This is a genomic window from Microtetraspora fusca (genome assembly GCF_001570365.1).
Taxonomy (GTDB): Bacteria; Actinomycetota; Actinomycetes; order Streptosporangiales; family Streptosporangiaceae; genus Microtetraspora; species Microtetraspora fusca.
Genome location: NZ_BBYK01000042.1, coordinates 306,596 through 330,806, shown reverse-complemented (window position 1 = coordinate 330,806; position 24,211 = coordinate 306,596). Strand labels below are relative to the sequence as shown.

The window sequence follows — 24,211 nt, the reverse complement described above, 5'->3', positions numbered from 1 at the left end:
CCCTCGTTTCCCCCGGTGCAGGCGCCCGTGGGGCCACCGCTGAGGAGATCCGATGACCGCCAACGACGTCGCCGACGAGGTCCACTACGAGATCGGCGACGGTGTCGCCACGATCACCCTGAACCGTCCGGACGCGATGAACTCGCTGACCACCTCCATGAAGTCCGCGCTGCTGGCTGCGGTGGAGCGAGCCCGGGACGACGCGTCCGTCCGCGCCGTGCTGCTGACCGGCCGGGGCCGGGGCTTCTGCGCCGGTCAGGACCTGCGCGAGCACGCCGAGCATCTGGAGAGCGGCCGCGGCCTCGACGACACGGTCCGGCGGCACTACAACCCGATCGTGCGGACGCTCACGACGATGGACAAGCCGGTCGTCGCCGCGGTGAACGGCGTGGCGGCGGGCGCGGGCGCGGCGCTCGCCTTCGCCTGTGACTTCCGGGTGGCGTCCGACAAGGCGAAGTTCGCCATGGCGTTCACCGGCATCGGCCTCGCCCCCGACTCGGGAGCGTCGTGGACGCTGCAGCGCCTGGTGGGCCCGGCCCGGGCCCGCGAGCTGCTCCTGCTCGGCGACGCCGTGGACGCCGGGCGGGCACTGGAGCTGGGCCTGGTGACCCGGGTCGTCCCCGCCGACGAGGTGCTCACCGTCGCCCGCGAGCTGGCCGTACGGCTGGCGCAGGGCCCGACCCGCGCGTACGCCGCGACCAGGCGGGCGCTGGACTACGCCGCCACGCACTCGCTGTCGGACGCGCTCGACCTGGAGGCGGAGCTGCAGGACGAGTGCGCGGCCACGGCCGACCACGCGGCCGCGACCAAGGCGTTCCTCAACAAGGAGCGGCCGCGGTTCGAGGGCCGTTGATCTCCTCGCGCACCCAGCAGTCGGCCACGTGGTCGTTGACCAGGCCGATGGCCTGCATCAGGGCGTAGGCCGTGGTCGGGCCGACGAACCGGAAGCCGCTCCGCTTGAGCTCCTTGGCCAGCGCCTTGGAAGCCGGGGTCTGCGCCGGGATGTCGGCGGGGGTGGGCGGCGCCGACGCGGACAGGTCGGCATATTTCCACACCAGGTCCGACAGGCCGCCGGGAAGCTCCAGCGCGGCCCTCGCGTTGGCGAGGGCCGCCTCGATCTTGGCGCGGTTGCGGACGATGCCGGTGTCGCCCATCAGCCGCTCCACGTCCGACTCGTCGAACGCGGCGACCTTCTCGATGGAGAACCCGGCGAAGGCGGCCCGGAAGTTCTCCCGCTTGCGCAGGATGGTCAGCCAGGACAGGCCGGACTGGAACGCCTCCAGCGTGACGCGTTCGAAGACGCGGTCGTCGCCGTGGACCGGCCGTCCCCACTCCTCGTCGTGGTAGGCGATGTAGTCGGGGGCGGAGGTGGCCCACGCGCACCTGATCATCACGCGCTCTCCTCCCGCGTACCCGTGCTCGTGAGGGTGGCTGTGACGGCCTGCCGGCGGGGCTCGGCGCCGTCCTCCGGCTGCTCCTCCATCGGATCCCGGCTCTCCGCCTGCTCGTGCTCGGCTGGCTCCTCCAGGCGCTCTGCCTGCTCTGGCTCCTCCAGGCGATCGGCCTGCTCCGGCTGTTCCTGCTCTTCCGGCTGCTCGGTCTGGGGGCCGTCGTCAGCGCTCTCGCTGACCGACGGCGGGGTGGCGTCGTCGGCGTTCCGGTCCTCGTCGGGGCTCGCGCCGTCACCGGAGGCGTCGTCCGCGGCGGGCTCGTCCTGGGTCGCCACCGCGTCGTCCATCGGGCGGCCGTACAGGCGGGCCGTCACCAGTTCGGCCAGGCGCTGCTCCAAGGCGGCGATGTGGAGGTCCCGCTCGCCGAGCGAGGCCGCGACCCGCTCCAGCGTCGCGTCCACGGCGTCCGTCTGATAGCCCACGAGGCCGATCGGGAGCTGCAGCCGGGCCAGGTCCGCCGCCTCCAGGCGTCCTTGGGGGATAGCGAGCGGCGGCACGTCCGGCGGGAACACGGCCATCTCGCCGCCATGCCCCTGGGAGACCTTCACTGTGACGGCCACGACAGCGATCGCGGCGAGGGCGAGTACGACCAGCACACACGAATCGTGCCACAAGCTCCCATCCATGGGAGCATCAATGCATGACGGTGGTACTCGGCCCCGATGACGCGATCGACCCGAGATGGGCCATGGCCGGCTCCATGGCGGAGGTGTCCGACCTCGTCCGGGCCGGCCGTACGGTCGTCGTGACGCTCCCGGAGGACCCCACGGAGGCGGTCGCCGCGGCCGCCGTGTTCGCCTGGGCCGGGGCGCGGGTGTTCCGCGCGGCCCCGGAGACGGCCCGGGACGTACGGCTCGCGGTGGAGATGACCGAGTCCCTGGCCGGCCGGCGGCCCCCCGCCCTAACTCGGCGTGGCCTCGCCTAGCTCCTCCGGGCTGGGACGCAGCTCGCGCCCCGGCTTCTCCAGGAGGTCGAACGCCTCCTCGATGTCGCCTGTCCAGGAGATGGCGTCGAAGACCCCCGGCCGGGTGAACCCCTGGTCGTACATGCCCGCCACCAGGTCGCGCAGCGGGTCGTAGAGGCCCCAGGGGTCGAGGATGACCAGCGGCTTCTCGTGCATGCCGAGCACGCGGGAGGTCCAGATCTCGAAGAGCTCCTCCAGCGTGCCGATGCCGCCGGGAAGGACCAGGAAGGCGTCCGACCTGGCGTCCATCAGGCCCTTGCGCTGGCGCATGTCGTCGGTGACGATCAGCTCGTCCGAGTCCTCGTCGGCGATCTCGATGTCCACGAGCACCTGGGGGATCACGCCGACGGTGTGCCCGCCGGCGCGGCGCGTCGCGCGCGCCACGGCGCCCATGCAGGAGACGACCGCTCCCCCGCTGACCAGGCCGTGGCCGCGCTTGCCGATCTCGGTGCCGACCTCGGTCGCGAGGTCGACGTATTTGGGATCGATCTTCAGGCTGGAGGAACAGAACACGCAGATGAACATCCCTCAACCTTAGAAGCTCGGTTACTGGGCGTCCGCGACCGTGTGGCGGCGGGCGGCCTCCTCTCTGCGTGCCGTACCCGCCTGTGGCCGGTCAGCCCCAGCGATGATCTCCACGGCCTCGTCGGGATCGTCGGTGAGCTGGATCAGGTCCACGTCCTCGGGGGAGACCTTGCCGGACGAGACGAGCGAGGTGCGGATCCAGTCGATCAGCGGCGTCCAGAACTCGATGCCCATGAGGATCACGGGGAACGAGGTGACCTTGCGGGTCTGGACCAGAGTCAGCGCCTCGAAGAGCTCGTCGAGGGTGCCGAACCCGCCGGGCAGCGTGACGAAGCCCGAGGAGTACTTGACGAACATCGTCTTGCGGACGAAGAAGTACCGGAACTCCACGCCGAGATCGACGTACTCGTTCATGTGCTGCTCGTGGGGCAGCTCGATGCCGAGGCCGACCGACACGCCGCCGCTTTCCAGCGCGCCCTTGTTGGCCGCCTCCATCACACCGGGACCGCCCCCGGTGATGACGGCGAAACCGGCTTCGGCGAGCGACCGCCCGAGCCGCACGCCCAGTTCGTACTCCTTGGAATCAGGGTCGGTGCGGGAGGAGCCGAAGACGGTCACGGCGGGCGGCAGCTCGGCGAGCGCGCCGAATCCCTCGACGAACTCCGACTGGATGCGCAGCACCCTCCAGGGATCCATGTGCAGCCAGTCGGTCGGGCCTCTGCGATCGAGAAGCCGCTGGTCATGAGTGGACTCGGGAACCATGCTGCCGCGGAGGACTGAGGGGCCCTGACGGCGTTCCCTGCGGATGGTAGTCATGCCGATCACGCTAGTGCAGTCGTCAAAACAATCTTGAAAAATCGCGGAACCGGGATTCATCCGCCCCACGTCTAACAGGCGAGGGTGCTGCTCGGGATGAAAGTGGCTTTCCCCGCCAAATGGCCGGCGAGGAAAGCCACTTTCTTCATTTCTGAGCAGATCGGGAACCACCTCCCGGGCCTGCGGAAATCATCCCTCGGCCCAGGATTCAGGTCAGCCAGGCGGTCATCCGCCGTTCGCATTCGAAGATCTTGGACAGCTCGGCGTACTCGTCCCGCCGGTGCGCCAGCTCCGGGTCGCCCGGGCCGTAGTTGACGGCCGGGATGCCGAGCGCGGAGAAGCGGGCGACGTCGGTCCAGCCGTACTTGGCCCTGGGGACGCCCCCGACGGCCTCGGCGAAGCGGGCGGCCACCGGATGGGTCAGCCCCGGCCGGGCCGCGGGCGCCGCGTCGGTGAACCGCACCTCGAAGCCGTCGAACACCTCGCGGACGTGGTCCTGCGCCTGCTCGACCGAGAGGTCGGGCGCGAACCGGTAGTTGACCGTCACCACGCACTCGTCGGGGATCACGTTGCCCGCCACGCCGCCGTGGATGCCGACCGCGTTGAGGCCCTCGCGGTACTCCAGCCCCTCCACGACCGGCCGCCTCGGCTCGTACGCGTTGAGCCTGTCGAGGATCGGCGCGGCGGCGTGGACGGCGTTGACCCCCTGCCAGGACCGGGCGCTGTGCGAGCGCACGCCGCGGGTCACGATCTCGGCCCGGAGGGTGCCCTGGCAGCCGCCCTCGATCAGCCCGTGCGTGGGCTCCATGAGCACGGCGAAGTCGCCGGTCAGCCAGTCGGGGTGGTTGCGGGTCAGCCGGAGCAGGCCGCTGCGCTCGGCCTCGATCTCCTCGCAGTCGTAGAACACGAACGTCAGGTCGCGGTTGGGCGCCTCGATGAGGCACAGCTTGAGCATGACCGCGATCGCGCTCTTCATGTCCGAGGTGCCGCAGCCGTAGATCAGGTCGCCCTCCACGCGGGCGGGCACATTGTCCGCCACCGGCACCGTGTCCACGTGCCCGGCGATCACCACCCGCTCGGCGCGCCCGAGCGCCGTACGCACGACGAGGGCCTCACCGTCCCGGTCCACGGACAGGTGCCGCAGGGGGCGCAGCACCTCCTCGATCGCGTCCACGATCGCCTTCTCATCGCCGCTGACCGACTCGATGTCCACGAGTCTCGCCGTCAGCGCGCCCACATCTGTGCTCAGGTCCAGGTCCCACCGCATGGTCGCGAGCCTATCTCTCAGAGCACGCGCACCTTTCCGGTGACGGGCGCCTCCTCCGAGGCGACCCAGCCGTCGTGGCCGGCCGCCGCCGTCCAGATCACGTCGTCGTAGCGGACCTCGCGCAGGCCGTACCGCTGCGCGTGGGTGACGTACCACGCGGCGATCTGCCAGGACCGCTTGGCCGCCGAGTCGTCGCCCAGCTCGCGGAGCAACTGCTTGCGCGCCACCTGCGGGCGGAACGCGACCGGCTCGTCCGGCGGCGGGTACCAGCAGTGGACGGCCTTCGGGACGCGACCGGAGAACGCGCCGGCCAGGATTCTCGCCTGCATCTCGTGCTGCGCGTACGCCGAGCCGTCCGCGGACCGCTGCACCTCCTGCGCCGCCTCGTGCAGCGGCATCTTGAGGTAGCCCCTGACCTTCTCCAGCGCGACGAAGAACTTCCTGGTCGCGTACACGGGGTCCTGGAGCTGCGCGGAGGTGCCCCAGCCCTGCGAGGGCCGCTGCTGGAAGACGCCCACCGAGTCGCGGTCGCCGTAGGGCAGGTTCGTGAGCTTCGACTCCTGGATCGCGGTCACGTACGCGATCTGCAGGGCGCGCTCGGGCAGCCCGCGGCGCGTCGCGACGGCGGCGATCGTGGCCGCGATCTCCGACTGCTCGATGTCCAGCTCGAGGCTGCCCTCGGACGTCTTGATCTTGCAGTGCTCGCCCAGCGCGAACGGCTTGGCGCGTTCCAGCAGGTAGTACGCCCCGAAGAAGATCCCCGCCCCGATGACGACAACGATGGCCACGATGGCCAGCGCCGTACGTGAGACACGTCCGGTCACGTGGCGAACCTCACGAACGCCGCTCCACGCGGATCGAGCCCGGCGGCAGAGGATGCGCGTAGGAGGCCGCCCAGCCGCCGCCCTGCGGACGCCGGAAGGCGAGCAGCCGCCCGTCGTTCCCGTGATAGAGGACGAAGTCCAGCAGCCCGCGGTCGGGCATGCCGGTGGCGCCCTCGGCGCGGAACGCGACCGTGCCGCGCCTGACGGGCGAGAACTCGGCACCGTCCATCGTGAGGGTGCTCTTGGCCGGGACCATGCCCTCGGTCGGGACGGTGGTCCACAGCAGCACCTCCAGATGGCCGGCTTCGCCGGCGCCCTGATCCCTCAGTTCCTCGACCGACAGCCACTGGTAGCGCCGGTTGCCGTCCTCGAGGAGGTACTCGGTGCGCCGCTCGCCCTGGCGGGACAGATGGAGCACGCCGACGGCGTGGAAACGGACGCCCGCGCAGTGGACCGTGTCGCCCACCTTGATCGTGCGGGGGTCGAAGTATTCGGGCCCGGCATCCGGCTTCGCGGCGCCCTGCTTCACGGCTTCCGTGGACGGCGTCCGGGAGCGGCCGGAGCGCACCGCGGCGAGCACGGCGCCCAGCACGACGACGAGCGTCGCGACGCTCAAGGCGAGCACCACCGCTGCCGTCATGCCGGGCGATCCTACTGGAGGCGGAGCACAGCCGCATTTACCCGCTCATCGGTGGCGGTCACGGCGATACGGACATGGCGTGCGCCCGCCTCGCCGTAGAAGTCGCCGGGCGCGACCAGGATGCCGCGCGCTGCCAGGGCCTCGACCTGCTCCCAGCAGCCGGTGTCGTTGGTGGCCCAGAGGTAGAGCCCGGCCGTGGAGTGCTCGACCCGCCATCCGGCGCGTTCGAGCGCGGGGCGGAGCACGGCGCGGCGGCGGGCGTACCTCTCCCGCTGCTCGTCGGCGTGCGCGTCGTCGTCGAGCACGGCCGCCATGGCGGCCTGCACGGGAGCGGGCATGATCATGCCGGCGTGCTTGCGCACCTCCAGCAGCCGCCGCACCAGCGCCGGGTCGCCGGCCACGAAACCGGCTCGGTAACCGGCCAGGTTGGAGCGCTTCGACAGCGAGTGGACCGCGAGCAGGCCCTCGTGCGAGCCGCCGCAGACGTCGGGATGGAGGATCGAGATCGGCTGTTCCTCCCAGCCGAGCTCCAGGTAGCACTCGTCGGAGGCGACCACGGCCCCGCGCTCGCGCGCCCAGGACACGACCTTGCGCAGGTGCTCCGCCGGGAGCACCCGGCCGGTGGGGTTCGACGGGGAGTTCACCCAGACGAGCGGGACGCGTTCCGGCCCCACCGCCAGCAGGCCGTCCGTGGCGTACGGCGTGGCCCCGGCCAGCCGCGCCCCGACGTCGTACGTGGGGTAGGCCAGCTCGGGGAAGAGCACGCGCTCGCCGGGCCGTACGCCGAGGAGGGTGGGCAGCCAGGCCACCAGTTCCTTGGTCCCGATCGTGGGCAGGATGTCCGCCGCGTCGACACGGACGCCGTGCCTGCGTGCCAACCATCCCGCGGCCGCCTCGCGCAGCCGGGGGGTGCCGTACGTCAGCGGGTAACCGGGGCTGTCGGCGGCCTCGGCGAGCGCCTTCTGCGCGACCAGGGGCACCGGATCGACCGGAGTGCCGACCGAGAGGTCGGCGATCCCGTCAGGGTGCGCCTCCGCCCTCTCCTTGTAGGTCGTGAGCCGATCCCACGGGAAGTCCGGCAACGAGATCAAGATGCCCCCCTAGTCATCATGAACCCGCCCATCGAGCCTGGATGCTCAATGGGCGGAGTTCCCGCTGGTCAGTGGTCCTCGCCCTGCGGCGGGAGCGCGGCGACGATCGGGTGGTCCCTCTCGATCTTGCCGACCTTGGAGGCGCCGCCCGGGGAGCCGAGCTCCTCGAAGAACTCCACGTTGGCCTTGTAGAAGTCCTTCCACTGCTCGGGAAGGTCGTCCTCGTAGAAGATCGCCTCGACGGGGCAGACCGGCTCACAGGCTCCGCAGTCCACGCACTCGTCGGGGTGGATGTAGAGCATCCGGTTGCCCTCGTAGATGCAATCGACGGGGCACTCCTCGATGCACGCCTTGTCCAGGACGTCCACGCAAGGCTGCGCGATGACGTACGTCACCTTCGGGCTCCTTCTGAGTTGGCACGATTCGACCGCGGGTTGTTCAGACCTAGTATTGCGGTGCCCACCCACAAGCTGAAACGGGAGGGGGACAATCGGCGTGACCCCTCGCCAAGGAGCTCGTCTCGTCGTCGCGATTACCCCCGCCGACGCGGGGAAACGGGTGACCACGCGGCGTGTGGTGCCCGGCGGATTCCGCGACGCCGTCGGCGTGTTGGAGTCGTGGCGTGACGGCGTGCTGGCCGTACGCAAGCGGGACGGAACGCTCGTGGAGATCGCGGAGGAGAGCCTGGTCGCGGCGCGCGTGGTGCCGGCCAGGTAAATGCCCGTGATCGCTCGGTAAATCCCGCGCGTGCCTCCTCGACCACCGGAAGCGCCACGTAGAGTATTCGGTGGGTGACCAAACGTGCCAGCGTCGCCGCGATCCTCCTCCTTTCGGCCGTCGCCGCCTGCTCGGCCCAGGCAGGAGAGAATCCCAAGCAGCTCCCGCCCGCGAACGTGCACGCCGATGGCCTGAGCGGCTTCGGCGGCATGGACGGCCTGGTCGCCGCGGCCCGCAAGGAGGGCGAGCTCACCGTCATCGGCCTGCCGCACACCTGGGTCAACTACGGCCACCTCATCGAGCGGTTCTCCGAGGAGTACGGCATCAAGGTGACCGAGCTGCGCCCCGACGCGAGCAGCCAGCAGCAGATCGACGCGGCGGCGGGGAAGAACCCGCCCGATGTCTTCGACCTCAACCTCGACGTGGCGGTGGCCAACGCCGAGAAGTTCTCGCCGTACAAGGTGAGCGGCTGGCAGGACGTCCCCGACGAGCTCAAGGACGGCAAGGGGCTCTGGTCCGCCACCTACGGCGGTTACATGTCCATCGGCTACGACCCGCGCAAGATGCCCGTGCCACCGTCGTACGCGGCGCTGAACAGGAAGGGCGTCACGGTGGCATTGCCAGGCGACCCCCTGCGCACCGCCTCCGCGTTCAGCGGCGTCATGGCGACCTCGCTCAAGAGAGGGAAGGTGGACGCGGCCCGCGGGCTCGCCTTCTTCTCCGGGCTCAAGAAGGCGGGCGCGCTCGCCGCTCCCGAGCAGGCCGCGGCGGTGGTCGACTGGGACTACCTCAACATGGCGCGCTCCGCCGCCACGACGCAGAACGGCAAGCCGACCTGGCTGGTGACGATCCCCCGCGACGAGGTGCTCGCCTCTTACTACGTGCAGGCGATCAACAAGAACGCGCGGCATCCGGCCGCCGCCCGCCTCTGGGAGGAGTTCCTGCTGTCCGACGACGGCCAGAACCTCTTCCTCAACGGGTACGCCCGCCCGGTCCGGATGGAGGCGATGGAGATGCGCGGAACGATCGACCGGGCCACGGCGGCCAAGCTGCCCAAGGCCGTCGGGACGCCGGTGATCCTCACGATTCCGCAGCAGGACGAGGCGAAGTCCTACCTGCAGAAGTACTGGTCCCGGCAAATCGGCTGATAGCGGTCGCGAGTTCGGCGAAGCCGTAAAGTGTTGCACACACGAGAATGCGAGCCGATCTTGCGATACGAAACCCCCAGTCTCACGCGGTGGAACGCTCGCGCCTACGACACCTCCTTCGGCTACGTGTCGGCCCATGGAGTACCACTGGTGGAGCTCCTCGACCCGCAGCCGGGTGAGCGTGTCCTCGATCTTGGCTGCGGCACCGGCGTGCTCACCGCGGAGATCGCCAAGCGAGGCGCGAGCGTCCTGGGCATCGACGGCTCCGCCGCCATGATCGAGACCGCGATCGCCCAGTACCCGGGCCTCGACTTCACCGTCGGATACGGTGACGACTTCACCGTGGCCCAGCCGTACGACGCGGTGTTCTCGAACGCGGCGCTGCACTGGATGAGCCGCGACCCCGATGCCGTGATCTCGTGTGTGCGGATGGCCCTGCGGCCGGGCGGCAGGTTCGTCGCCGAACTGGGCGGCGCGGGCAACTGCGCCACGCTGACCTCCGCGATGCGGACCGCCTGGCGCGAGCACGGGCTGCGCGAGCCGGAGCTGCCGTGGTACTTCCCCACCCCGGCCGAGTACGCCGTCCGGCTGGAGAACGGCGGCTTCACGGTACGGATCCTGGAATACGTCGACCGCCCGACCCCGCTGGACGAGTGTCCCGGCGGCGCGGCCGACTGGGTGCGGATGTTCGCCGGATCGCTCCTCGACGGGGTGCCGCCCGCGCTCGTCGAGCCTCTCCTACGCAGGGTGAACGAGCTCGCGGCCCCGGCGCTGAGGCGGGAGTCCGGGTGGGTGGCCGACTACGTACGACTCCGTTTCGCCGCCGTTCGTCGCTGACGAAACTCCCGATGTTCTAGGGGATTTGTCAGACTATGGTCTGGCTGTACAGACTGATGGGAAAGCGATGAACTTCTGCCTGAGTGACCTTGTGCCACCGCTGCGCTGGAGTGACGCCGCCCGCATCGGAACGCTGACCGCGCTCTCCCGTCCGGTGGACGACCTCCCGCCGGACGCCCGGCCGAGCGCCGCCGAGGGGGCGTTGCCGGAGGCGTGGTGGCGTAGCCTGCCCGTCTCCCGCGTGCTCGCCGTACTCGGCCCCGAGGCTCTGGGCGGACTGGTCACCGAGCTCGCCCTGGAGCAGTGGCCCGCGGCGGCCGTCGGCGACGTGCTGCCCGCCCTGCACGTGCTCGACCCGGACGACGCGGACGACCCGCAGGTCGCCATCGCCCTGGATCGCGCCGGGTCCTGGCCGGGCCTGCTCTCGCTGTCCGCCCGCGAACTGTCCGACCAGGCGTTCATCAAGGCCCGCCCCGTCCTGACCGCGCTGTTCACCGCCGTCTTCGCCCGCCTCGCCGGGACGCGGCGGTCGCCTGCCGTAGGCGGCGCTGTCGTAGACGCCGCTGTCGTAGGCGCCGCCGAGCAGGGCCTCCCCGCCGCGGCCCAGAGCCCGGCCCAGGCCGCGTCGGCCCTCCCGGAGGCTTCGGAGAACATCCCGGACTCCGCGCTGGCTCCGGCGGAGGCTTCGAAGAGCGTCCCGGATGCCCCGCCGGCCCTCCCGGAGGCTTCGGAGAACGTCCCGGATGCCCTGCCGGCTCCGGCGGAGGCGGCTCCGGAGAGTCCGTCCACGGCTTCGGAGGCTCTGATCACTCCGGCTCTCATGGAGAGTCTCCCGGAGGCTTCGGATGGCCTGCCCGAAGCGTCGGCGGGTCTGTCGGAGGTCGTTCCGGCTCTCCCGGACTCGGCTTTGGCTCACGCAGAGGCCGCTCCGGCTCTCCCGGACTCCGCGCCGGCTCTCTCAGAGATGGCTCCGGCTCTCGCGGAGAGCGTCTCGGACGCCGCGCCGGTTCTGCCGGAGCACCTGGACGCCCTTCCCAGCGGCCCCGCCGCGCCCGCCCTCGTAGCCGGTCCCGGCGACGAGGCGTCCGAGGGATCCGTTCACCTGGAGGGCGCCCCGGCGGAGGAGCCCGCGTCCGCCGACGCCGTACCCGCTCCCGGCGAGTCCGACGCCACCGAGGACGCCGAGGACGCCGAGGACGTCAAGGAAGCCGAGGACGGCGAGGACGTCGCCGCTTCGGCCGAGGACATTGCGGCTTCGCCGGAGGGTCCCGCCGACCCGCCGGAGGAGAACCCGGCCGCGGTCGACGCCACCCCCGACGCCGTCGAGAGCGAGGCGCCGGACGACTCCGCGGACGCTCGCGAGGCCGCCCCCGAGAACGCCCCAGCCCGGCCTGTTCCTGGTGCTGGCCCGCCCGTCGCACCGGGGCGCCCCACCGAGGCCGAGTCCGATGCCGAGTCCGATGCCGGGACCGATGGCGCGGAAGACGCGGAAGGCGCCGAGGCGTTCGACGCCGCCGAAGGCGACGTTGACGGCGTTGACGGCGTTGACGGCGCCGCCGACGCGACGGCGGCCCCGGATGGCCCGGAGGCGCCCGACAGCACCACAGGATCCGACGGCGCAGGATCCGACGGCGCAGGATCCGCTCCGGAGAGCGAGGAAGTCCCGGACGGCGGGGACGACCCGGCCGCGGTCTCCGAGAGCTCCGCTGAAAGCGCCCCCGACGGCGGCGCGGAGACGGACGGAGGCGCGGCCGCCGCGTCCGAGAGCGGCCCCGTCGAGGAACCCGACTTCCCCGCCCTGCTCGACTCCGTGTTCGCCGGCCTGGACGACCAGTCATGGATGGTCGCGCAGAACCGGGTCTTCGCCGAGGTCCCCACGGCGGCCGAGGCGCTGGCCAAGCTGCTCGCCATCCCCGTCGCGGCCATCGGCGAGATCGAGGAGTCGCTGCGCGCGCGGCTGGCGGAGTGGCTCGCCGGGCCCGAGGCGGTGCCGTACGGCGAGCACGTGAAGCGGGTCGCGGAGACGCTGGGCGTGGCCGCGCCGAAGTCCCGGCTGATCGACGCCGCCCCCTGGCATCGCGCCGACCTGCCCTCGCTCGACGTGCCCGCGTGGCAGTTCGTCCTGACCACGCTGCCGGAGCACCGCGTCTCGGTAAACTGGCTCGTGATCGGTGAACTGGGCGAGCTGCACGAGAAGACGCGCGCCCTCATCCTGGGCGCCGAGCGGCCGCCGACCGTCGCCCGCGCGCTGGAGCTGGTCGCCTCGCTGGGCATCCACCCCGAGGTCGCCAAGGAGTGGCTGGAGCACGTGCCGCAGCTCCGTATGCAGAGCGGCAACGCGTCCCGTCCGGCTCCCGCGCCCGCACCCGCGCAGCCACCGGTGCCCGCTCCCGCTCCGGTCCCCGGCCCGCCGCCGGGAGCGCCGGCCCCGCACATGTCTCTGGGAGCGCCGCAGGGCGCGCCCGGGCCGGCTCCGGGGCTCGATCCGGGCTTCGCGCCGGGCGCCGCGCCCGGTGTCCCGCCGGCGGCGCCGGCGATGCAGCAAGGCCAGTTGAAGGACGTCGCGCTCACCCGGCGCTGCTTCCGCCAGCCCGACGGGCGCTGGTGGCTGCGGGTCGACGTGACCGCGCAGCATCTGGAAGGAGCGGAGATCTCCTTGCCCAGCGGGTTCGCCGCCTATCTCGGGCTCTCGCCCGGCGGCAGCCGTACCGTGCGAAGCGCCGCCGGGGACGTCACGCTCTCGTGGCAGGCCCATCCGGCCCTCGGATCGCTCCAGCCGATCCTCACGGAGATGGCGGCCAAGGAGGGAAGCCACATCTTCCTGACGCTCTCGGACGAGGGGATGCTGCGGGTACGGCACCTGCCGGCGGCGAGCGGCGGGGACGCGACCGCGCGGGCGCTCCGGTTGGTGGGCTACACGGCGCCCGGGGGCACCCGCGAGCAGGCGTGCCGGGTCATCGCCACCAGGATCGGCCTGCCCGGTCCCGCCGGCGAGACCGAACTCCTCACCCGCCTTCGAGAGCGAGGGGACCGCGACATCCTCTCCCTGTTGGGTTAGCCGGAGATGCCGAGCCTCGCCTTCTCACCGGACTTCGTCAGGAAGCTCGCCGCGCTGGACGACCAGACCCGGCGGGACGCCGCCGTCGCGCTGCGCCGGTTCCTGCACAACTCCCTCGCCGCGCCGCATCCGGAGCGGGTGCGCAACGGCCGGGACCCCCGCGTGGCCACCCTGCGCCTGTCCGCGGGCCACCGCGGCGTCGTCGTACGGCAGGAGGACACCTACTGGCTGCTGACCGTGCTGCCGGACGACGAGGCGTGGTCGTACGCGCAGCGGCACCGCGTCGGCGTCAACTCGGCCATCGGCGTCGTCGAGGTGTGGGACGCCGTGGCGATCGACGAGTCGGAGGCCGCGCTGCACCGGGCCTCGCAACGTAGCGAGGACCGCCTGTTCGAGACGTTCTGCGACAACGACCTGCTCGACATCGGCATCGACCCGACCCTGCTCCCGCTGCTGCGGCTGATGGCGTCGGAGGCGCACCTCACCGGGATCGAGCCGTTCCTGCCGGAGAGCCAGCTCGCGCCGCTGATGGCGCTGGCCAAGGGCGGCTCGCTGGCCGCCGCCTGGTCGGAGCTGGACGGCTGCCGCTGTATGGAGCCCGGCGAGATCGACCCCGACGACCTGGTGGCGGCGTTGCGGCGCAGCCCGGGGCAGGCGGCCTTCGCCACCAGCCAGCAGGAGCTGGAGCGGATACTCAACGCCCCTCACTGGGCCACGTTCCTCTATCCGCCGCAGCACACCTACGCCAACTGGGAGCGCTACGACCAGCCCACGCTGGTGACCGGAGGCGCGGGCACCGGAAAGACCGTCATCGCCCTGCACCGGGCCGCCTATCTCGCCAGGGCCGGGGGCGGACCCGTCCTGCTGGTCTCCTTCTCCCAGGCGCTGGCATCGGAGCTGGCCGCGCGGCTCGACCTGATCATCGACGACGAGGCGGTGCGCGAGCGCATCGAGGTACGCAACGTGGACCGCCTCGCGCACCGGATCGTGTCCGAGGCGGAGGGCCGTCCGCCGACCCTCGTCGGCACCGGCGACCTGGCCGCCCTGTGGAAGGAGGCGGCGGGCAGCCGGTTCGGCGCCGCGTTCCTGCTGCGCGAGTGGGAACAGGTGATCCTCTCGCAGAACCTGCGCACCCTCGACGAGTACCTCGCCGCCCCGCGCTCCGGCCGCACGGTCGAGCTGTCCCCGGAGATCCGCACCACCGTCTGGCGGGCCGTGCAGCACGTCGAGGAGCGGCTGCGGGAGTCGGGCCGCCGCACGCTGCTCCAGCTCGCCTCCGAGGCGGCGGAGCTGCTGGGCCGGTCCACCGGCGACATGCTGGGTGACGAGGCTCCGGGGCGGGAGCCGTACCGGCACATCGTGGTGGACGAGGCGCAGGACCTGCACCCGGCGCAGTGGCGGTTGCTGCGGGCGGCGGTGCCGCTCGCCCCGAACGACATGTTCATCGTCGGGGACCCGCACCAGCGGATGTTCGACACCCGCGTGGCGCTGGCCGGGCTCGGCATCCCGGTCCGGAGGTTCCACCTCAAGATCTCCTACCGGCTGCCGCACGAGATCCTTTCGTTCGGCATCCGGCTGCGCGGCGGCGGTCCCGCGGACGGCCTCGTCGAGGGCATCGCGGAGCTGCACGGTTATCGCGCGCTGCAGCACGGGCCGCGCCCGACGGTCCTCGGATACGTCTCCCAGGAGGCGGAGCTCGCCGGGTTGGTGTCCCACCTTTCGTCGTGGCTGGCGGACGGCGTGCCCGAGAGCGAGATCGCCGTGGCGGCCCGGAGCACCGACCTGGTCAGGGCCGCGCGCGCGGCGCTGCAGCAGGCCGGGATCAGCGTCAAGGTGACGATGCTGCACGGCATGAAGGGGCTGGAATTCCGTCGGGTGGCCGTGATAGGCGTGGCTGACGGAATCGTGCCGGCACCCGAGGCACTGACCCCGGCCGGCGAGGATCCGACGGCTCGGGCTCACGATCTGCAACGCGAACGGGGGCTCCTCTACGTGGCGTGCACACGGGCCAGCGAGATGCTCTATGTGTCCCACACCGGACGTGCAAGTCCCTTCCTACCCGCCTGATCCCCTAGTCTGAACTGCGGATATATTCCCCTTGCCGGTTGGACCTGCATGAACCTTAGCCTGAGCGACATCGTGCCTCCTCTGCGCTGGACCGCCCCCAGTCAGGTCGAGCCGATCGCGAGCGACCCCGGTCTCCCAGACGCGTGGTGGCAGGCGATTCCCCTCGATCGGGCGTGTGCGGCGGTGGGGATCGAACGGGTCGTCTCCCGGCTGGTCGATCTCACCACGGCGTGCTGGGGGCACCTGGCGCTCGGGGACATCCTGCCGCTGCTGAGGTTCACCAACCCGCAGGAGAGCCTGCAGACACCCGGCCCGCGCGACGCGGTACAGAACCTTTTCGCCGACGTCATCGGCAAGCTCCTGGAGACCGAGCCGATCGAGGAGGAGCCCGGCGCCCCGGTCGCGCCCGCGCTGCCCGAGCGCCCCATTCCCGAGATCATCGACGAGGTCTTCGCCAAGCTCGACGACCGGCAGCGCGCGATCGCAAGGGACCGGCTCTACGCCGAGCAGCGGGTGACGCTGGACGAGCTGGCCCAGCGGTTCTCGGTGACCCGCGAGCGCATCCGGCAGATAGAGCGCGACCTGCGCGACCACGTCGAGTCGTGGCTCGCCTCGCCCGACGCCGCCCCGTTGACCGCGCACCTGAACTGGCTCCGCGGCCGTCTCGGCTCCGCCGTACCGGCCGACGATCTGGCGGCGGCGGTGCCGTGGCACCGCGCCGAACTGGCCACGCTGGGGATCCCCGCCTGGCGGTTCCTGCGCACGCTGCTCAGCGGCTACGACCAGGTGGACGGCTGGCTGGTCGCCGGAGGCGCCGACGAGCTACGGGAGAAGACGCGGCAGCTCTTCGCCGACGGCCCGCGCCCGGTCGCCGAGGCGGTGTCCCTCACCGCCCAGCTCGGCGTACGCGAGGACGTCGCCGAGCGCTGGCTCGCCGCCGTGCCGCACCTGCGCGTGCTGGAGGGGCACGTGGTCCCGTGGCCGCGCAGCGTCAACGACAAGGCCGAGGCCGTGCTGGCCGTCGCCGGCACCGCGCTGTCGCCGGAGGAGATCCAGGCTCGGATCGGCGAGGACTACAGCCTGGTCGGCATCCGCAACCAGCTCACCGCGGACGACCGGTTCCTGCGCCTCGACCGCAACAAGTACGGCCTGCGCCGCTGGGGCGGCGAGGAGTACCTCGGCATCCGCGAGATGATCACCCGCGAGATCGAGCGGGCGGGTGGCGAGGCGTCGGTCAGCACAATCGTCAACAACCTCACCTCCCGGTACGAGGTGAGCGAGAGCTCCGTCCGCGCGTACGCGGGAGGACCGGGGTTCGAGCGCACGCAGCGGGGCTGGATCCGGGTGGCGGGCCAGGAGCAGGCCGAGCCGTACCAGCCGCGCCGGGACGTGTCGATGACCCGCCGCTGCTTCCGCAGCAGGGACGGCCGCTGGTGGCACCGGGTGGACGTCAACCCCGAGCACCTGCGCGGCTCGGGGTCGCCGCTGCCGACCGGGTTCGCCGCGCACCTCGGGATGGCCCCCGGCGGCCAGCTCACCGCATCCACCCCGTCCGGGGACGTGGTGATCAGCTGGCACAACCAGCCGACGATGGGGTCCATCCGGCCGGTGCTCGCGGGATACAACGCGTCGGAGGGCGACCACGTCTTCCTGACGGTCTCCGACGGCGGCGAGTTGCTGACCCGCTTCCTTCCGGCCGTCGCACCCGGCCTGGCCCCGCTCAACCGGGCGCTGCACCTGATCGGCTACACCGCTCCGGTGGCCTCCGAGGCCGAGGGCCTGCGGCTCATCGGGGCGCGCATCGGCCTGCCGGAAGGCGCGGCCCGCGACGAGGTCATGGCCCGGCTGCGGGAGCGTGGCGACCGGGACATCCTCGGTTTTCTCGACTCCTGAGGCCCCGGAGCATCGAGCACGATCGCGGCGAGCGACCGATCATGTTCGCCCCCGCTGATCGCGGGTGGGCGACGCCATCCGGGCCGCGCGGCAGGGCACGGCGTGCCGGACACGGCCTAGGCTCGGAGCATGTTGCGGCTCCACGACACCCTGCGGAACAGCGTCGAACAGGTCGTCCCGGCCGGGGCGCGGGCGCTGCGGATACACGTCCCCGCGTCACCGGACCCCTTGGCGTACCTGCTGCCCGACCTGGTGCGGCGGCTGGCCGAGCGGCAGGGCCTGCGGGTGCTCGCCCTCGGCGCCGCGCGCGAGCTCGCCGCGCCGCTCGCGCTCAACGTCCATCCGTTCTCACCGCTGCCGTACGCCGGGGAGCCGGTGGATCTGGTGTTCGGCGACGGCGGCCCGGACGGCCGGCACCGGGTGGTGGGCGGGCCGCTGCTGTTCGAGGGAGGCGAGGCGGCGGGCTCGCTGCTCGCCGAGGTGGAGGCGTCCGGGCTCGACCCGCTGGCCGTACGACTCGCGCTCCTGGAGCACCACTACCGCGAACCGGTGAACCTGACCTGGGAGCTGCTGCGCTCGGCCGACCGGACGGTGCGGCGCTGGCGGGGGCGGGTCGCCCGCTGGGCGGAGTCGCCGAGCGCGCCGATCGCCGCCGACCGGGCCGCCGCGGTCCGTGAGGCGCTCGACGACGACCTCGACACGCCGCGCGCGCTGCGGCTGGTGCGCGAGCTGGAGACCGACGACTCGGTGGCTCCGGGGGCGCGCTTCGAGACGTTCCTGCATCTCGACCACGTCCTGGGGCTCGACCTGTCCTCGGACATCGGGAAGGTCTGACCCGCCGTACGGCTCCGGCCGGGCGGGCCTACGCGGCAGCCGATGAGCGGGGGGCGCCGAGCCAGGTCGACAGGGCCTTGTCCAGCCCGTACGGCTCGGCACCGGCGTCGCCCGCCCAGGCGACGATCCCGTCGGGCCGGACGAGCAGGCCGAGCGGCCCGTCGACCACCTTCAGCCGGTCGTCGTATCCATGGGCGGCGACGCTCAACTCGCCGGACGGGTCGAGCAGCAGGGCCCGGCCGTCGTGCATGTGGTCGGCAAGCCGGGAGCCGTCGGCCAGTTCGAGGTCGGGCGCGTTCGTGCCCACCAGCGGATGGTCACCCGGGATGTCGAGGCGCTGCCAGACTCCGGAAAGCCTGCCGGCGAGGTACGTCGTGCCGTCGGTCGTACCGGCCAGATCGGTCATGACCTGCCGGAGCGCCCTGGCGTGCGGGTCGGGCCGCATGATGGCGATCTGGGCGCGGGTCCAGTCGAGCACCCAGGCGCCGACGCGGTGCCGCTCGGTGGTGTAGGTGTCCAGCAGGCCGTCCGGAGCATGGCCCCGGATCACCGCGGCGAGCTTCCACCCCAGGTTGACCGCGTCCCCCATGCCCAGGTTGAGCCCCTGCCCGCCGAAGGGCGGGTGGACGTGGGCGGCGTCCCCGGCCAGCAGCACCCGCCCGCGCCGGTACGTGCTCGCCTGGCGTGTGTTGTCGGTGAACCGGGTCACGCTGTCGACCGCGGTGACCACGACGTCCACTCCGGTGACGCGCCTGATCGACGCTTCCAGCTCCGCGGCGGTCACGGGTGCGTCGCGGTCGGCGGGCGTGCCGCCGAACTCCGCGACGAGGATGCGGCGCGGGTGCGGGCCGTACGCGTAAACGCCGGTCGAGGTGGCGTGCCAGCCCATCGCCAGGGCCTCGGTGCCTTCCATCTCGGCCATGGCCTGGTAGGCCGTGATCTCCGGCTCGGTGCCCGGGAAGTCGAACCCGGCGAGCTTCCTTACGGTGCTTCTCCCCCCGTCGCAGCCGACCAGCCACCGGCCGCGGACCGGCCCCTGATCGGTGGTCACCGTGACGCCGTCGTCGTCGGGGGCGATGCCGGTCACCTCGACACCGCGGCGTACGTCCACCCCGATCTCCGCGGCCCGTTCGGCGAGGATCGCCTCCACCTGCTGCTGGGCGACGACGGTGATGCCGGCCGCCGGGCCGTGCTCCCCGGCGTCACGCGACGGGTCGAGATGCTCGGAGGTGAGCATGATTCCGCCGAAGTGCCCGATGAACTTCGGCCCCGCCTTCGCACGCGGCGCGAACCCCTGCAGGTTGTGCCGCTGTGCCTCCTCCAACTGCGACAGCAGACCCCGCCGGTGGAGCGCCGCCACAGTGGGGACCGTGAGCGATCCGGCCTTGATGGTGGGGTCGATCGCGGTCAGCCGTTCGAGCACGGTGACCGACGCTCCAGCGAGCCGCAGCTCACATGCCAGCATCAGCCCCACCGGCCCGCCCCCGGCCACCACGACGTCCGCGTCGTACCGCATGTGCTCCTCCTCGATCGTTGCCGTCGCTAGAAACATACTCTCGCTAAAAGTTTTCTTCAACTATACTTTTGCGCATGAGCGGTTTGCGGGAGCGGAAAAAGCAGGAGACGCGGCAGCACATCTCGGACACGGCGTCCTGGCTCTTCATGCAGCGCGGGTTCGACGCGGTCACCGTCGCCGAGGTCGCCGAGGCCGCCGGGGTGTCCACGAAGACGGTCTTCAACTACTTTCCGCGGAAGGAGGACCTCTTCCTCGATCGGATCCCGCAGGCCACCGACCTGATCGCCCGGACGGTCCGGGAGCGTCCGGCGGGCATGGAGCCGCTGACCGCACTGCGCCGAACCGCCGTGCGCCTCGTGCGCGAGGGCCACCCCTTGGGAGGGATCGGCGAGGGATACGAGCATTTCTTGCGCGTCGTGGTGGACTCTCCCGCCCTGCGGGCACGGGTCAGGGAGTTCGGCGACGAGGTCGAGGACCTGCTCGCGAAGCTGTTCGAGGAGGTCGAGGCCAAGGGCCCCTGGTCACGGGTGTCCGCGGCGCTCGTCGTCGCCGCCGTCCGCTCGACGTACGCGATCAGCTTCCGGCGGCTGCTCGACGGCGATCGTCCGGAGAAGATCCGCGACGACCACATCGTCCTGCTCAATCGCTCCTTCGACGCGCTGGAGCGGGCTCTGATCTAGGTGTCACGGGCTCGGCGCCACCAGGGGCGCCGCCGGGCGTAGCCGCCGTCCTCCAGGACCGCCAGCCGTTCGAACACGTTGTACGAGGCGGGGTCGCCGCAGATCAGCAGCGACACCGCGGCCGCGAGCAGATAGAGCGGCAGCATCGGCAGCCCGGCGCAGAGCACGTACTGCGTGGCGTGCCGGGACTCGTGGTCGAGCAGCTCGCCGACGAGGTAGCCGTCCGCGTTCTTGGTGAGGATCACGTTGCCGACCGTGAACGCCCCGGCGACAGGGAACGGGATGCGGTAGCCGTGCGCGAAGATCAGGCCGTTCTCCCCCTTACGCGGGGTGGCGCCGCCGATCCGCGCGATCAGCAGGCCGGCCGGGGTGGAGAGGTTGACGACGTTGACGACCTGCCGGACCCGGTGCCATCTCATGCCGTCCCGCTCACCGCCATCCGTACGAGCTGGTCAGCGCCTGAGGAGCCACGACCCCCGTGACGGCGCGATCAGGATCGCGACCACGAAGGCCGCCACGCCGCCGTAGAGATACCAGTATCCGGCGGAGTTCCCCGCGATGACCAGGTCTCCCGCGGCCTGCTTCTCCGCCAGGAAGAAGGAGACGAGCATCCAGCCGGCCGCGGGCAGCACGGCCCCCAGCTTGCCGCCGAGAAGCCGCCCCATCGCGAACGGGACGGCGAACAGGACGGCCAGCCACGCGATCGCCGCGACCGGCACGTCTCCGACGTACCAGGCGTGCTCGAAGCCGCCGACCACGCCGAGGACGACCCCGAGCACGAAGAGCATGCCGTAGGCCGCGCCGGTGACGACCGGGGACTCGACCGGCTCCCTGCCGGTCTCCGGGTGACTAGTCGATGCCTGCAAAGAGATCGTCCTCGCGGTTGTACGGCTCGCCGATGCCCCCGGCCTCGTACGGCGCGCCGACGCCGGGCCGGCCAGGAGTGCCGGAGTGGAGGATGAAGTGCTCGACGCCGAGCGCCGCCTGGCCGATGTTGTTGGACAGCGCGAACCACGGGGCGTCGACCGCGATCTGCGTCGCGTGCGCGCGCATCGCGTCGAGCTTGGCGGTGACATGGGCGCGGGCGTCGATCTCCGTGGTCACCTCCTCGTCCGTGCAGCCGAAGGGCAGGGCGTCCACGTCCTCCTCGAAGAACGTCACGTCGGCCTCGCGCAGCGCGTCGGCGGCGCGCTTCATGACCGACCTGGGCATGGCGGTGTAGTAGAACTTGGCGACCCGCCACGGCTCGCCGCCCGGATGACCCGGATCGGCGGCAAGCTCGACCGCACGCATGGCCACGCGGTGCGCCTGGATGTGGTCGGGGTGGCCGTAGAAGCCGTTCTCATCGTAGGTGACGAGCACCTGTGGCCTGACCTCGCGGATCACGGCGACCAGCTCACCCGCCGCCTCGTCGAGATCGGCCCGCCAGAAGCAGTCGGGGCGCTCGTTGGTGGGGGCGCCCATCATGCCCGAGTCGCGCCAGCGGCCGGGGCCGCCGAGGAAGCGATGATCGGCGACGCCGAGCGCCCGGCAGGCCGACTCCAACTCGCCGATGCGGTGCTGTCCGAGGGTGTCGGACCGATCGGCGGCCAGGTGCGCGAGATCCGGCGGGATGACCTCGCCCTCCTCGCCCAGCGTGCAGGTCACCAGCGTGACATGGGCGCCCTCGGCCGCGTACTTCGCCATGGTGGCCCCCGTGCCGATCGACTCGTCGTCGGGATGAGCGTGTACGAGCAGCAATCGCCGATCAGTCATGCTTCGAGCCTAGCTGGCAGGATGGGGAGCTATGACTGAGAGCTTTCCCCGGCTGTTTGCCCGGACCAGGCGCTTCACCCTGGGTGTCCCGCGCGGCTTCACGATCTCTCCCGACGGCGGCCGGGTGATCTTCCTCCGGTCGAGGTCCGGCACCGATCCGGTGACGTGTCTGTGGGAGTTCGACGTCGCGTCCGGCGCGGAGCGGCTCGTCGTGGACCCCATGGGCCTCGGCGCCGCCGACGAGGACCTGCCGCCGGAGGAGCGCGCCCGCCGCGAGCGGGCCCGGGAGGCGGCGGGCGGCGTGGTGGCCTATGCCACCGACTCCGCGGTCGAGAAGGCCGTCTTCGCCCTCTCCGGCGCGCTTCACCTCGTCGATCTCGCCTCCGGCGACGTACGCCGTCTGGAGACGCCGGGGCCGATCATCGACCCGCGGCTGAACCCGCAGGGCACCCGTGTCGCGTACGTGACCGGGGGCGTGCTGCGGGTGCGCGACCTGGAGACGGACGAGGACGTCGCGGTCGCCGCCGAGGAGGGCGTCACGTACGGCCTGGCCGAGTTCATCGCGTCCGAGGAGATGGACCGGATGCGCGGCTACTGGTGGTCGCCGTCGGGCGACGCGCTGCTGGTCGAGCGGGTGGACGAGTCCCCGGTCATGCGCTGGCACATCGCCGACCCGGCGAACCCGGCGTCCGATCCGGTGACCGTGGCCTATCCGGCGGCGGGCACGCCCAACGCCGGCACGGAGCTGTACGTCTTCGGCTTGGACGGCTCACGCACCCCGGTGCCGTACGAGGACGAGTACCTGGTCACGGCGGTGTGGGACGACCACGGCCTGGCGATCGTCACGATGCCGCGCGACCAGAAGGCCATGCGGCTCTTCACGACGGAGGACCCGGCGTCCGCGCCCGCGCTGGTGCGCGAGGACATGGACCCGGCCTGGGTGGAGGTCGTCGCCGGCGTCCCGGCCCGGCTCTCCGACGGCACCCTGGTGTGGGTGGCCGACTCCGAGGGCGGGCGGCGCCTCATCGTCGGCGACCGGCCGGTCACGCCCCCGACCCTGCAGGTGCGCTCGGTGCTGGCCGTGGACGGCGACACCATCCTGTTCCAGGCGAGCGCCGACCCCACCGAGGTGCAGGTCTGGACCTGCACCGGCGGCGTCCTCGCGCACGTGAGCCCCGAGGAGCCGGGCGTCTACAGCGGCACGGCGGCCGGCGGGACGACGCTGGTCATCGGCTCCACCCTGGAGGGCCAGACCTCCGTCACCCGGGTCTTCCGTGAGGGACGGCTGCGCGGCCACATCGACTCCCACGCCGCCCGGCCCGGACTCGACCTGCGCGTCACGTTCGTCCCGACCGGCAAGCGCAACCTGGCCACGGCCGTGCTGCTCCCCTCCTGGTACGAGCCGGGCGGCGGCAAGCTGCCCGTCCTCATGGACCCGTACGGCGGGCCCGGCGCGCAGCGGGTACTCGCCTCCGGCCGGATGTTCCTGGAGTCCCAGTGGTGGGCCGAGCAGGGCTTCGCGGTGATCGTCGCCGACGGCAGGGGCACTCCCGGCCGCGGCCCGGCCTTCGAGCGCGAGCTGCTGCACGACTTCACCATCACGCTCGACGACCAGGTCGAGGCGCTGCACGGCGCGGCGCAGCAGTACGACCTCGACCTGTCACGGGTGGGCATCCGCGGCTGGTCGTTCGGCGGCTATCTCGCCGCGCTGGCCGTGCTCCGGCGTCCTGACGTGTTCCACGCGGCGGTCGCGGGCGCTCCGGTGACGGAGTGGCGGCTGTACGACACGTGCTACACCGAGCGGTACCTCGGCCACCCGGACGAGGGGCACTACGACGGGTCGTCGCTGCTCGCCGACGCGGAGAAGCTGGAGCGGCCGCTGCTGCTCGTCCACGGCCTCGCGGACGACAACGTCGTGGCCGCGCACACACTGCGGCTGTCCTCGGCGCTGCTCGCCGCCGGACGCCCGCACATGGTGCTGCCGCTGTCCGGGGTGACGCACATGACACCGCAGGAGGTCGTCGCGGAGAACCTGCTGCTCCTCCAGCTCGACTTCCTCAAGCGGGCTCTGGGTTAAGACGCATCCCGGGGTGCCTCCCCGATTTCACCGGGAGGCACCCCGGGACAT

The 24,211-nt window shown here is 71.8% G+C and carries 24 protein-coding genes; 11 read left to right on the top strand and 13 right to left on the bottom strand.

Annotated features, from left to right (window positions below):
• Window positions 1-52: 52 nt before the first annotated feature.
• Window positions 53-853 (top strand): enoyl-CoA hydratase-related protein, encoded by an 801-nt coding sequence (locus AWQ68_RS10695; RefSeq protein WP_066938458.1) that lies wholly within the window; start codon window positions 53-55, stop codon window positions 851-853.
• On the opposite strand, the gene AWQ68_RS10690 is transcribed toward AWQ68_RS10695, so the two are convergent.
• Both AWQ68_RS10690 and AWQ68_RS10685 read right to left on the bottom strand, forming a co-directional pair.
• Window positions 819-1,391 carry a DNA-3-methyladenine glycosylase I gene (locus AWQ68_RS10690; protein WP_066938747.1) on the bottom strand — a complete coding sequence of 191 codons (573 nt, stop codon included), beginning with the start codon at window positions 1,389-1,391 and terminating at the stop codon, window positions 819-821. The two genes, AWQ68_RS10695 and AWQ68_RS10690, sit on opposite strands and share 35 nt — an antisense overlap.
• Window positions 1,391-2,047 (bottom strand): hypothetical protein, encoded by a 657-nt coding sequence (locus AWQ68_RS10685; RefSeq protein WP_157545099.1) that lies wholly within the window; start codon window positions 2,045-2,047, stop codon window positions 1,391-1,393. Before AWQ68_RS10685 ends, AWQ68_RS10690 begins: the two co-directional genes overlap by 1 nt.
• Window positions 2,048-2,091: 44 nt before the next feature.
• Here AWQ68_RS10685 and AWQ68_RS10680 point away from each other — a divergent pair, with 44 nt between their 5' ends.
• Window positions 2,092-2,376 (top strand): hypothetical protein, encoded by a 285-nt coding sequence (locus tag AWQ68_RS10680; protein WP_084463846.1) that lies wholly within the window; start codon window positions 2,092-2,094, stop codon window positions 2,374-2,376.
• On the opposite strand, the gene AWQ68_RS10675 is transcribed toward AWQ68_RS10680, so the two are convergent.
• The 7 genes from AWQ68_RS10675 to fdxA form a co-directional block, all read right to left on the bottom strand.
• Complete coding sequence (locus tag AWQ68_RS10675) at window positions 2,353-2,940, bottom strand: LOG family protein (RefSeq protein ID WP_066938452.1); 588 nt, start codon at window positions 2,938-2,940, stop codon at window positions 2,353-2,355. The genes AWQ68_RS10680 and AWQ68_RS10675 overlap by 24 nt on opposite strands.
• A 21-nt stretch (window positions 2,941-2,961) precedes the next feature.
• Window positions 2,962-3,756, bottom strand: coding sequence for an LOG family protein (locus AWQ68_RS10670; protein WP_066938742.1), 795 nt, complete (start codon window positions 3,754-3,756; stop codon window positions 2,962-2,964).
• Window positions 3,757-3,964: 208 nt separating this feature from the next.
• The gene (gene dapE / locus AWQ68_RS10665) at window positions 3,965-5,023 is read right to left on the bottom strand and encodes a succinyl-diaminopimelate desuccinylase (RefSeq protein ID WP_066938449.1); all 1,059 of its coding nucleotides are present in this window, start codon (window positions 5,021-5,023) and stop codon (window positions 3,965-3,967) included.
• A 17-nt stretch (window positions 5,024-5,040) separates the two neighbouring features.
• Window positions 5,041-5,847, bottom strand: a complete 807-nt coding sequence (locus tag AWQ68_RS10660) for a hypothetical protein (RefSeq protein ID WP_245655846.1) — start codon at window positions 5,845-5,847, stop codon at window positions 5,041-5,043.
• A gap of 10 nt (window positions 5,848-5,857) precedes the next feature.
• Window positions 5,858-6,487 carry a DUF4178 domain-containing protein gene (locus AWQ68_RS10655; RefSeq protein ID WP_066938447.1) on the bottom strand — a complete coding sequence of 210 codons (630 nt, stop codon included), beginning with the start codon at window positions 6,485-6,487 and terminating at the stop codon, window positions 5,858-5,860.
• An 11-nt stretch (window positions 6,488-6,498) separates the two neighbouring features.
• Window positions 6,499-7,578, bottom strand: a complete 1,080-nt coding sequence (dapC, locus tag AWQ68_RS10650) for a succinyldiaminopimelate transaminase (protein ID WP_066938444.1) — start codon at window positions 7,576-7,578, stop codon at window positions 6,499-6,501.
• A gap of 68 nt (window positions 7,579-7,646) precedes the next feature.
• Window positions 7,647-7,973 carry a ferredoxin gene (gene fdxA / locus AWQ68_RS10645; RefSeq protein ID WP_066938441.1) on the bottom strand — a complete coding sequence of 109 codons (327 nt, stop codon included), beginning with the start codon at window positions 7,971-7,973 and terminating at the stop codon, window positions 7,647-7,649.
• Between the two features lie 100 nt (window positions 7,974-8,073).
• Here fdxA and AWQ68_RS10640 point away from each other — a divergent pair, with 100 nt between their 5' ends.
• From AWQ68_RS10640 to AWQ68_RS10610, 7 genes are all read left to right on the top strand, one after another.
• A complete protein-coding gene (locus AWQ68_RS10640) occupies window positions 8,074-8,295 on the top strand; it encodes a putative acetyltransferase (RefSeq protein ID WP_066938440.1) in 222 nt (73 codons plus the stop codon).
• Between the two features lie 74 nt (window positions 8,296-8,369).
• A complete protein-coding gene (locus AWQ68_RS10635; protein ID WP_066938437.1) occupies window positions 8,370-9,443 on the top strand; it encodes an ABC transporter substrate-binding protein in 1,074 nt (357 codons plus the stop codon).
• 150 nt (window positions 9,444-9,593) lie between these two features.
• Window positions 9,594-10,280, top strand: coding sequence for a class I SAM-dependent methyltransferase (locus AWQ68_RS10630; RefSeq protein ID WP_245655845.1), 687 nt, complete (start codon window positions 9,594-9,596; stop codon window positions 10,278-10,280).
• 67 nt (window positions 10,281-10,347) lie between these two features.
• Window positions 10,348-13,338 carry a hypothetical protein gene (locus AWQ68_RS44070; protein WP_066938432.1) on the top strand — a complete coding sequence of 997 codons (2,991 nt, stop codon included), beginning with the start codon at window positions 10,348-10,350 and terminating at the stop codon, window positions 13,336-13,338.
• 6 nt (window positions 13,339-13,344) lie between these two features.
• Window positions 13,345-15,405, top strand: coding sequence for a UvrD-helicase domain-containing protein (locus tag AWQ68_RS10620; RefSeq protein WP_066938429.1), 2,061 nt, complete (start codon window positions 13,345-13,347; stop codon window positions 15,403-15,405).
• Between the two features lie 48 nt (window positions 15,406-15,453).
• Window positions 15,454-17,298 carry a sigma factor-like helix-turn-helix DNA-binding protein gene (locus AWQ68_RS10615; RefSeq protein WP_066938427.1) on the top strand — a complete coding sequence of 615 codons (1,845 nt, stop codon included), beginning with the start codon at window positions 15,454-15,456 and terminating at the stop codon, window positions 17,296-17,298.
• Window positions 17,299-17,427: 129 nt separating this feature from the next.
• Entirely contained in the window at window positions 17,428-18,132 is a 705-nt protein-coding gene (locus tag AWQ68_RS10610; protein ID WP_066938424.1) for a cysteine--tRNA ligase, read from the top strand.
• Between the two features lie 28 nt (window positions 18,133-18,160).
• Here AWQ68_RS10610 and AWQ68_RS10605 read toward each other — a convergent pair whose 3' ends face one another.
• A complete protein-coding gene (locus AWQ68_RS10605) occupies window positions 18,161-19,648 on the bottom strand; it encodes an FAD-dependent monooxygenase (RefSeq protein ID WP_066938421.1) in 1,488 nt (495 codons plus the stop codon).
• Window positions 19,649-19,722: 74 nt separating this feature from the next.
• Between AWQ68_RS10605 and AWQ68_RS10600 the strand changes: the two genes are divergently transcribed.
• The gene (locus AWQ68_RS10600) at window positions 19,723-20,328 is read left to right on the top strand and encodes a TetR/AcrR family transcriptional regulator (RefSeq protein ID WP_066938419.1); all 606 of its coding nucleotides are present in this window, start codon (window positions 19,723-19,725) and stop codon (window positions 20,326-20,328) included.
• Here the strand turns inward: AWQ68_RS10600 and AWQ68_RS10595 are convergent.
• From AWQ68_RS10595 to mshB, 3 genes are read right to left on the bottom strand one after another with little or no spacing between them, the layout of a single operon-like run.
• A complete protein-coding gene (locus AWQ68_RS10595; protein WP_066938415.1) occupies window positions 20,325-20,747 on the bottom strand; it encodes a hypothetical protein in 423 nt (140 codons plus the stop codon). The genes AWQ68_RS10600 and AWQ68_RS10595 overlap by 4 nt on opposite strands.
• A gap of 33 nt (window positions 20,748-20,780) precedes the next feature.
• Window positions 20,781-21,194 carry a DUF6113 family protein gene (locus AWQ68_RS10590; protein ID WP_066938412.1) on the bottom strand — a complete coding sequence of 138 codons (414 nt, stop codon included), beginning with the start codon at window positions 21,192-21,194 and terminating at the stop codon, window positions 20,781-20,783.
• Window positions 21,178-22,083: an N-acetyl-1-D-myo-inositol-2-amino-2-deoxy-alpha-D-glucopyranoside deacetylase gene (gene mshB, locus AWQ68_RS10585; protein WP_066938409.1), complete on the bottom strand. Its 906-nt coding sequence runs from the start codon at window positions 22,081-22,083 to the stop codon at window positions 21,178-21,180. Before mshB ends, AWQ68_RS10590 begins: the two co-directional genes overlap by 17 nt.
• 31 nt (window positions 22,084-22,114) lie before the next feature.
• Here mshB and AWQ68_RS10580 point away from each other — a divergent pair, with 31 nt between their 5' ends.
• Window positions 22,115-24,160 (top strand): S9 family peptidase, encoded by a 2,046-nt coding sequence (locus AWQ68_RS10580; RefSeq protein ID WP_066938407.1) that lies wholly within the window; start codon window positions 22,115-22,117, stop codon window positions 24,158-24,160.
• Window positions 24,161-24,211 lie beyond the last annotated feature (51 nt).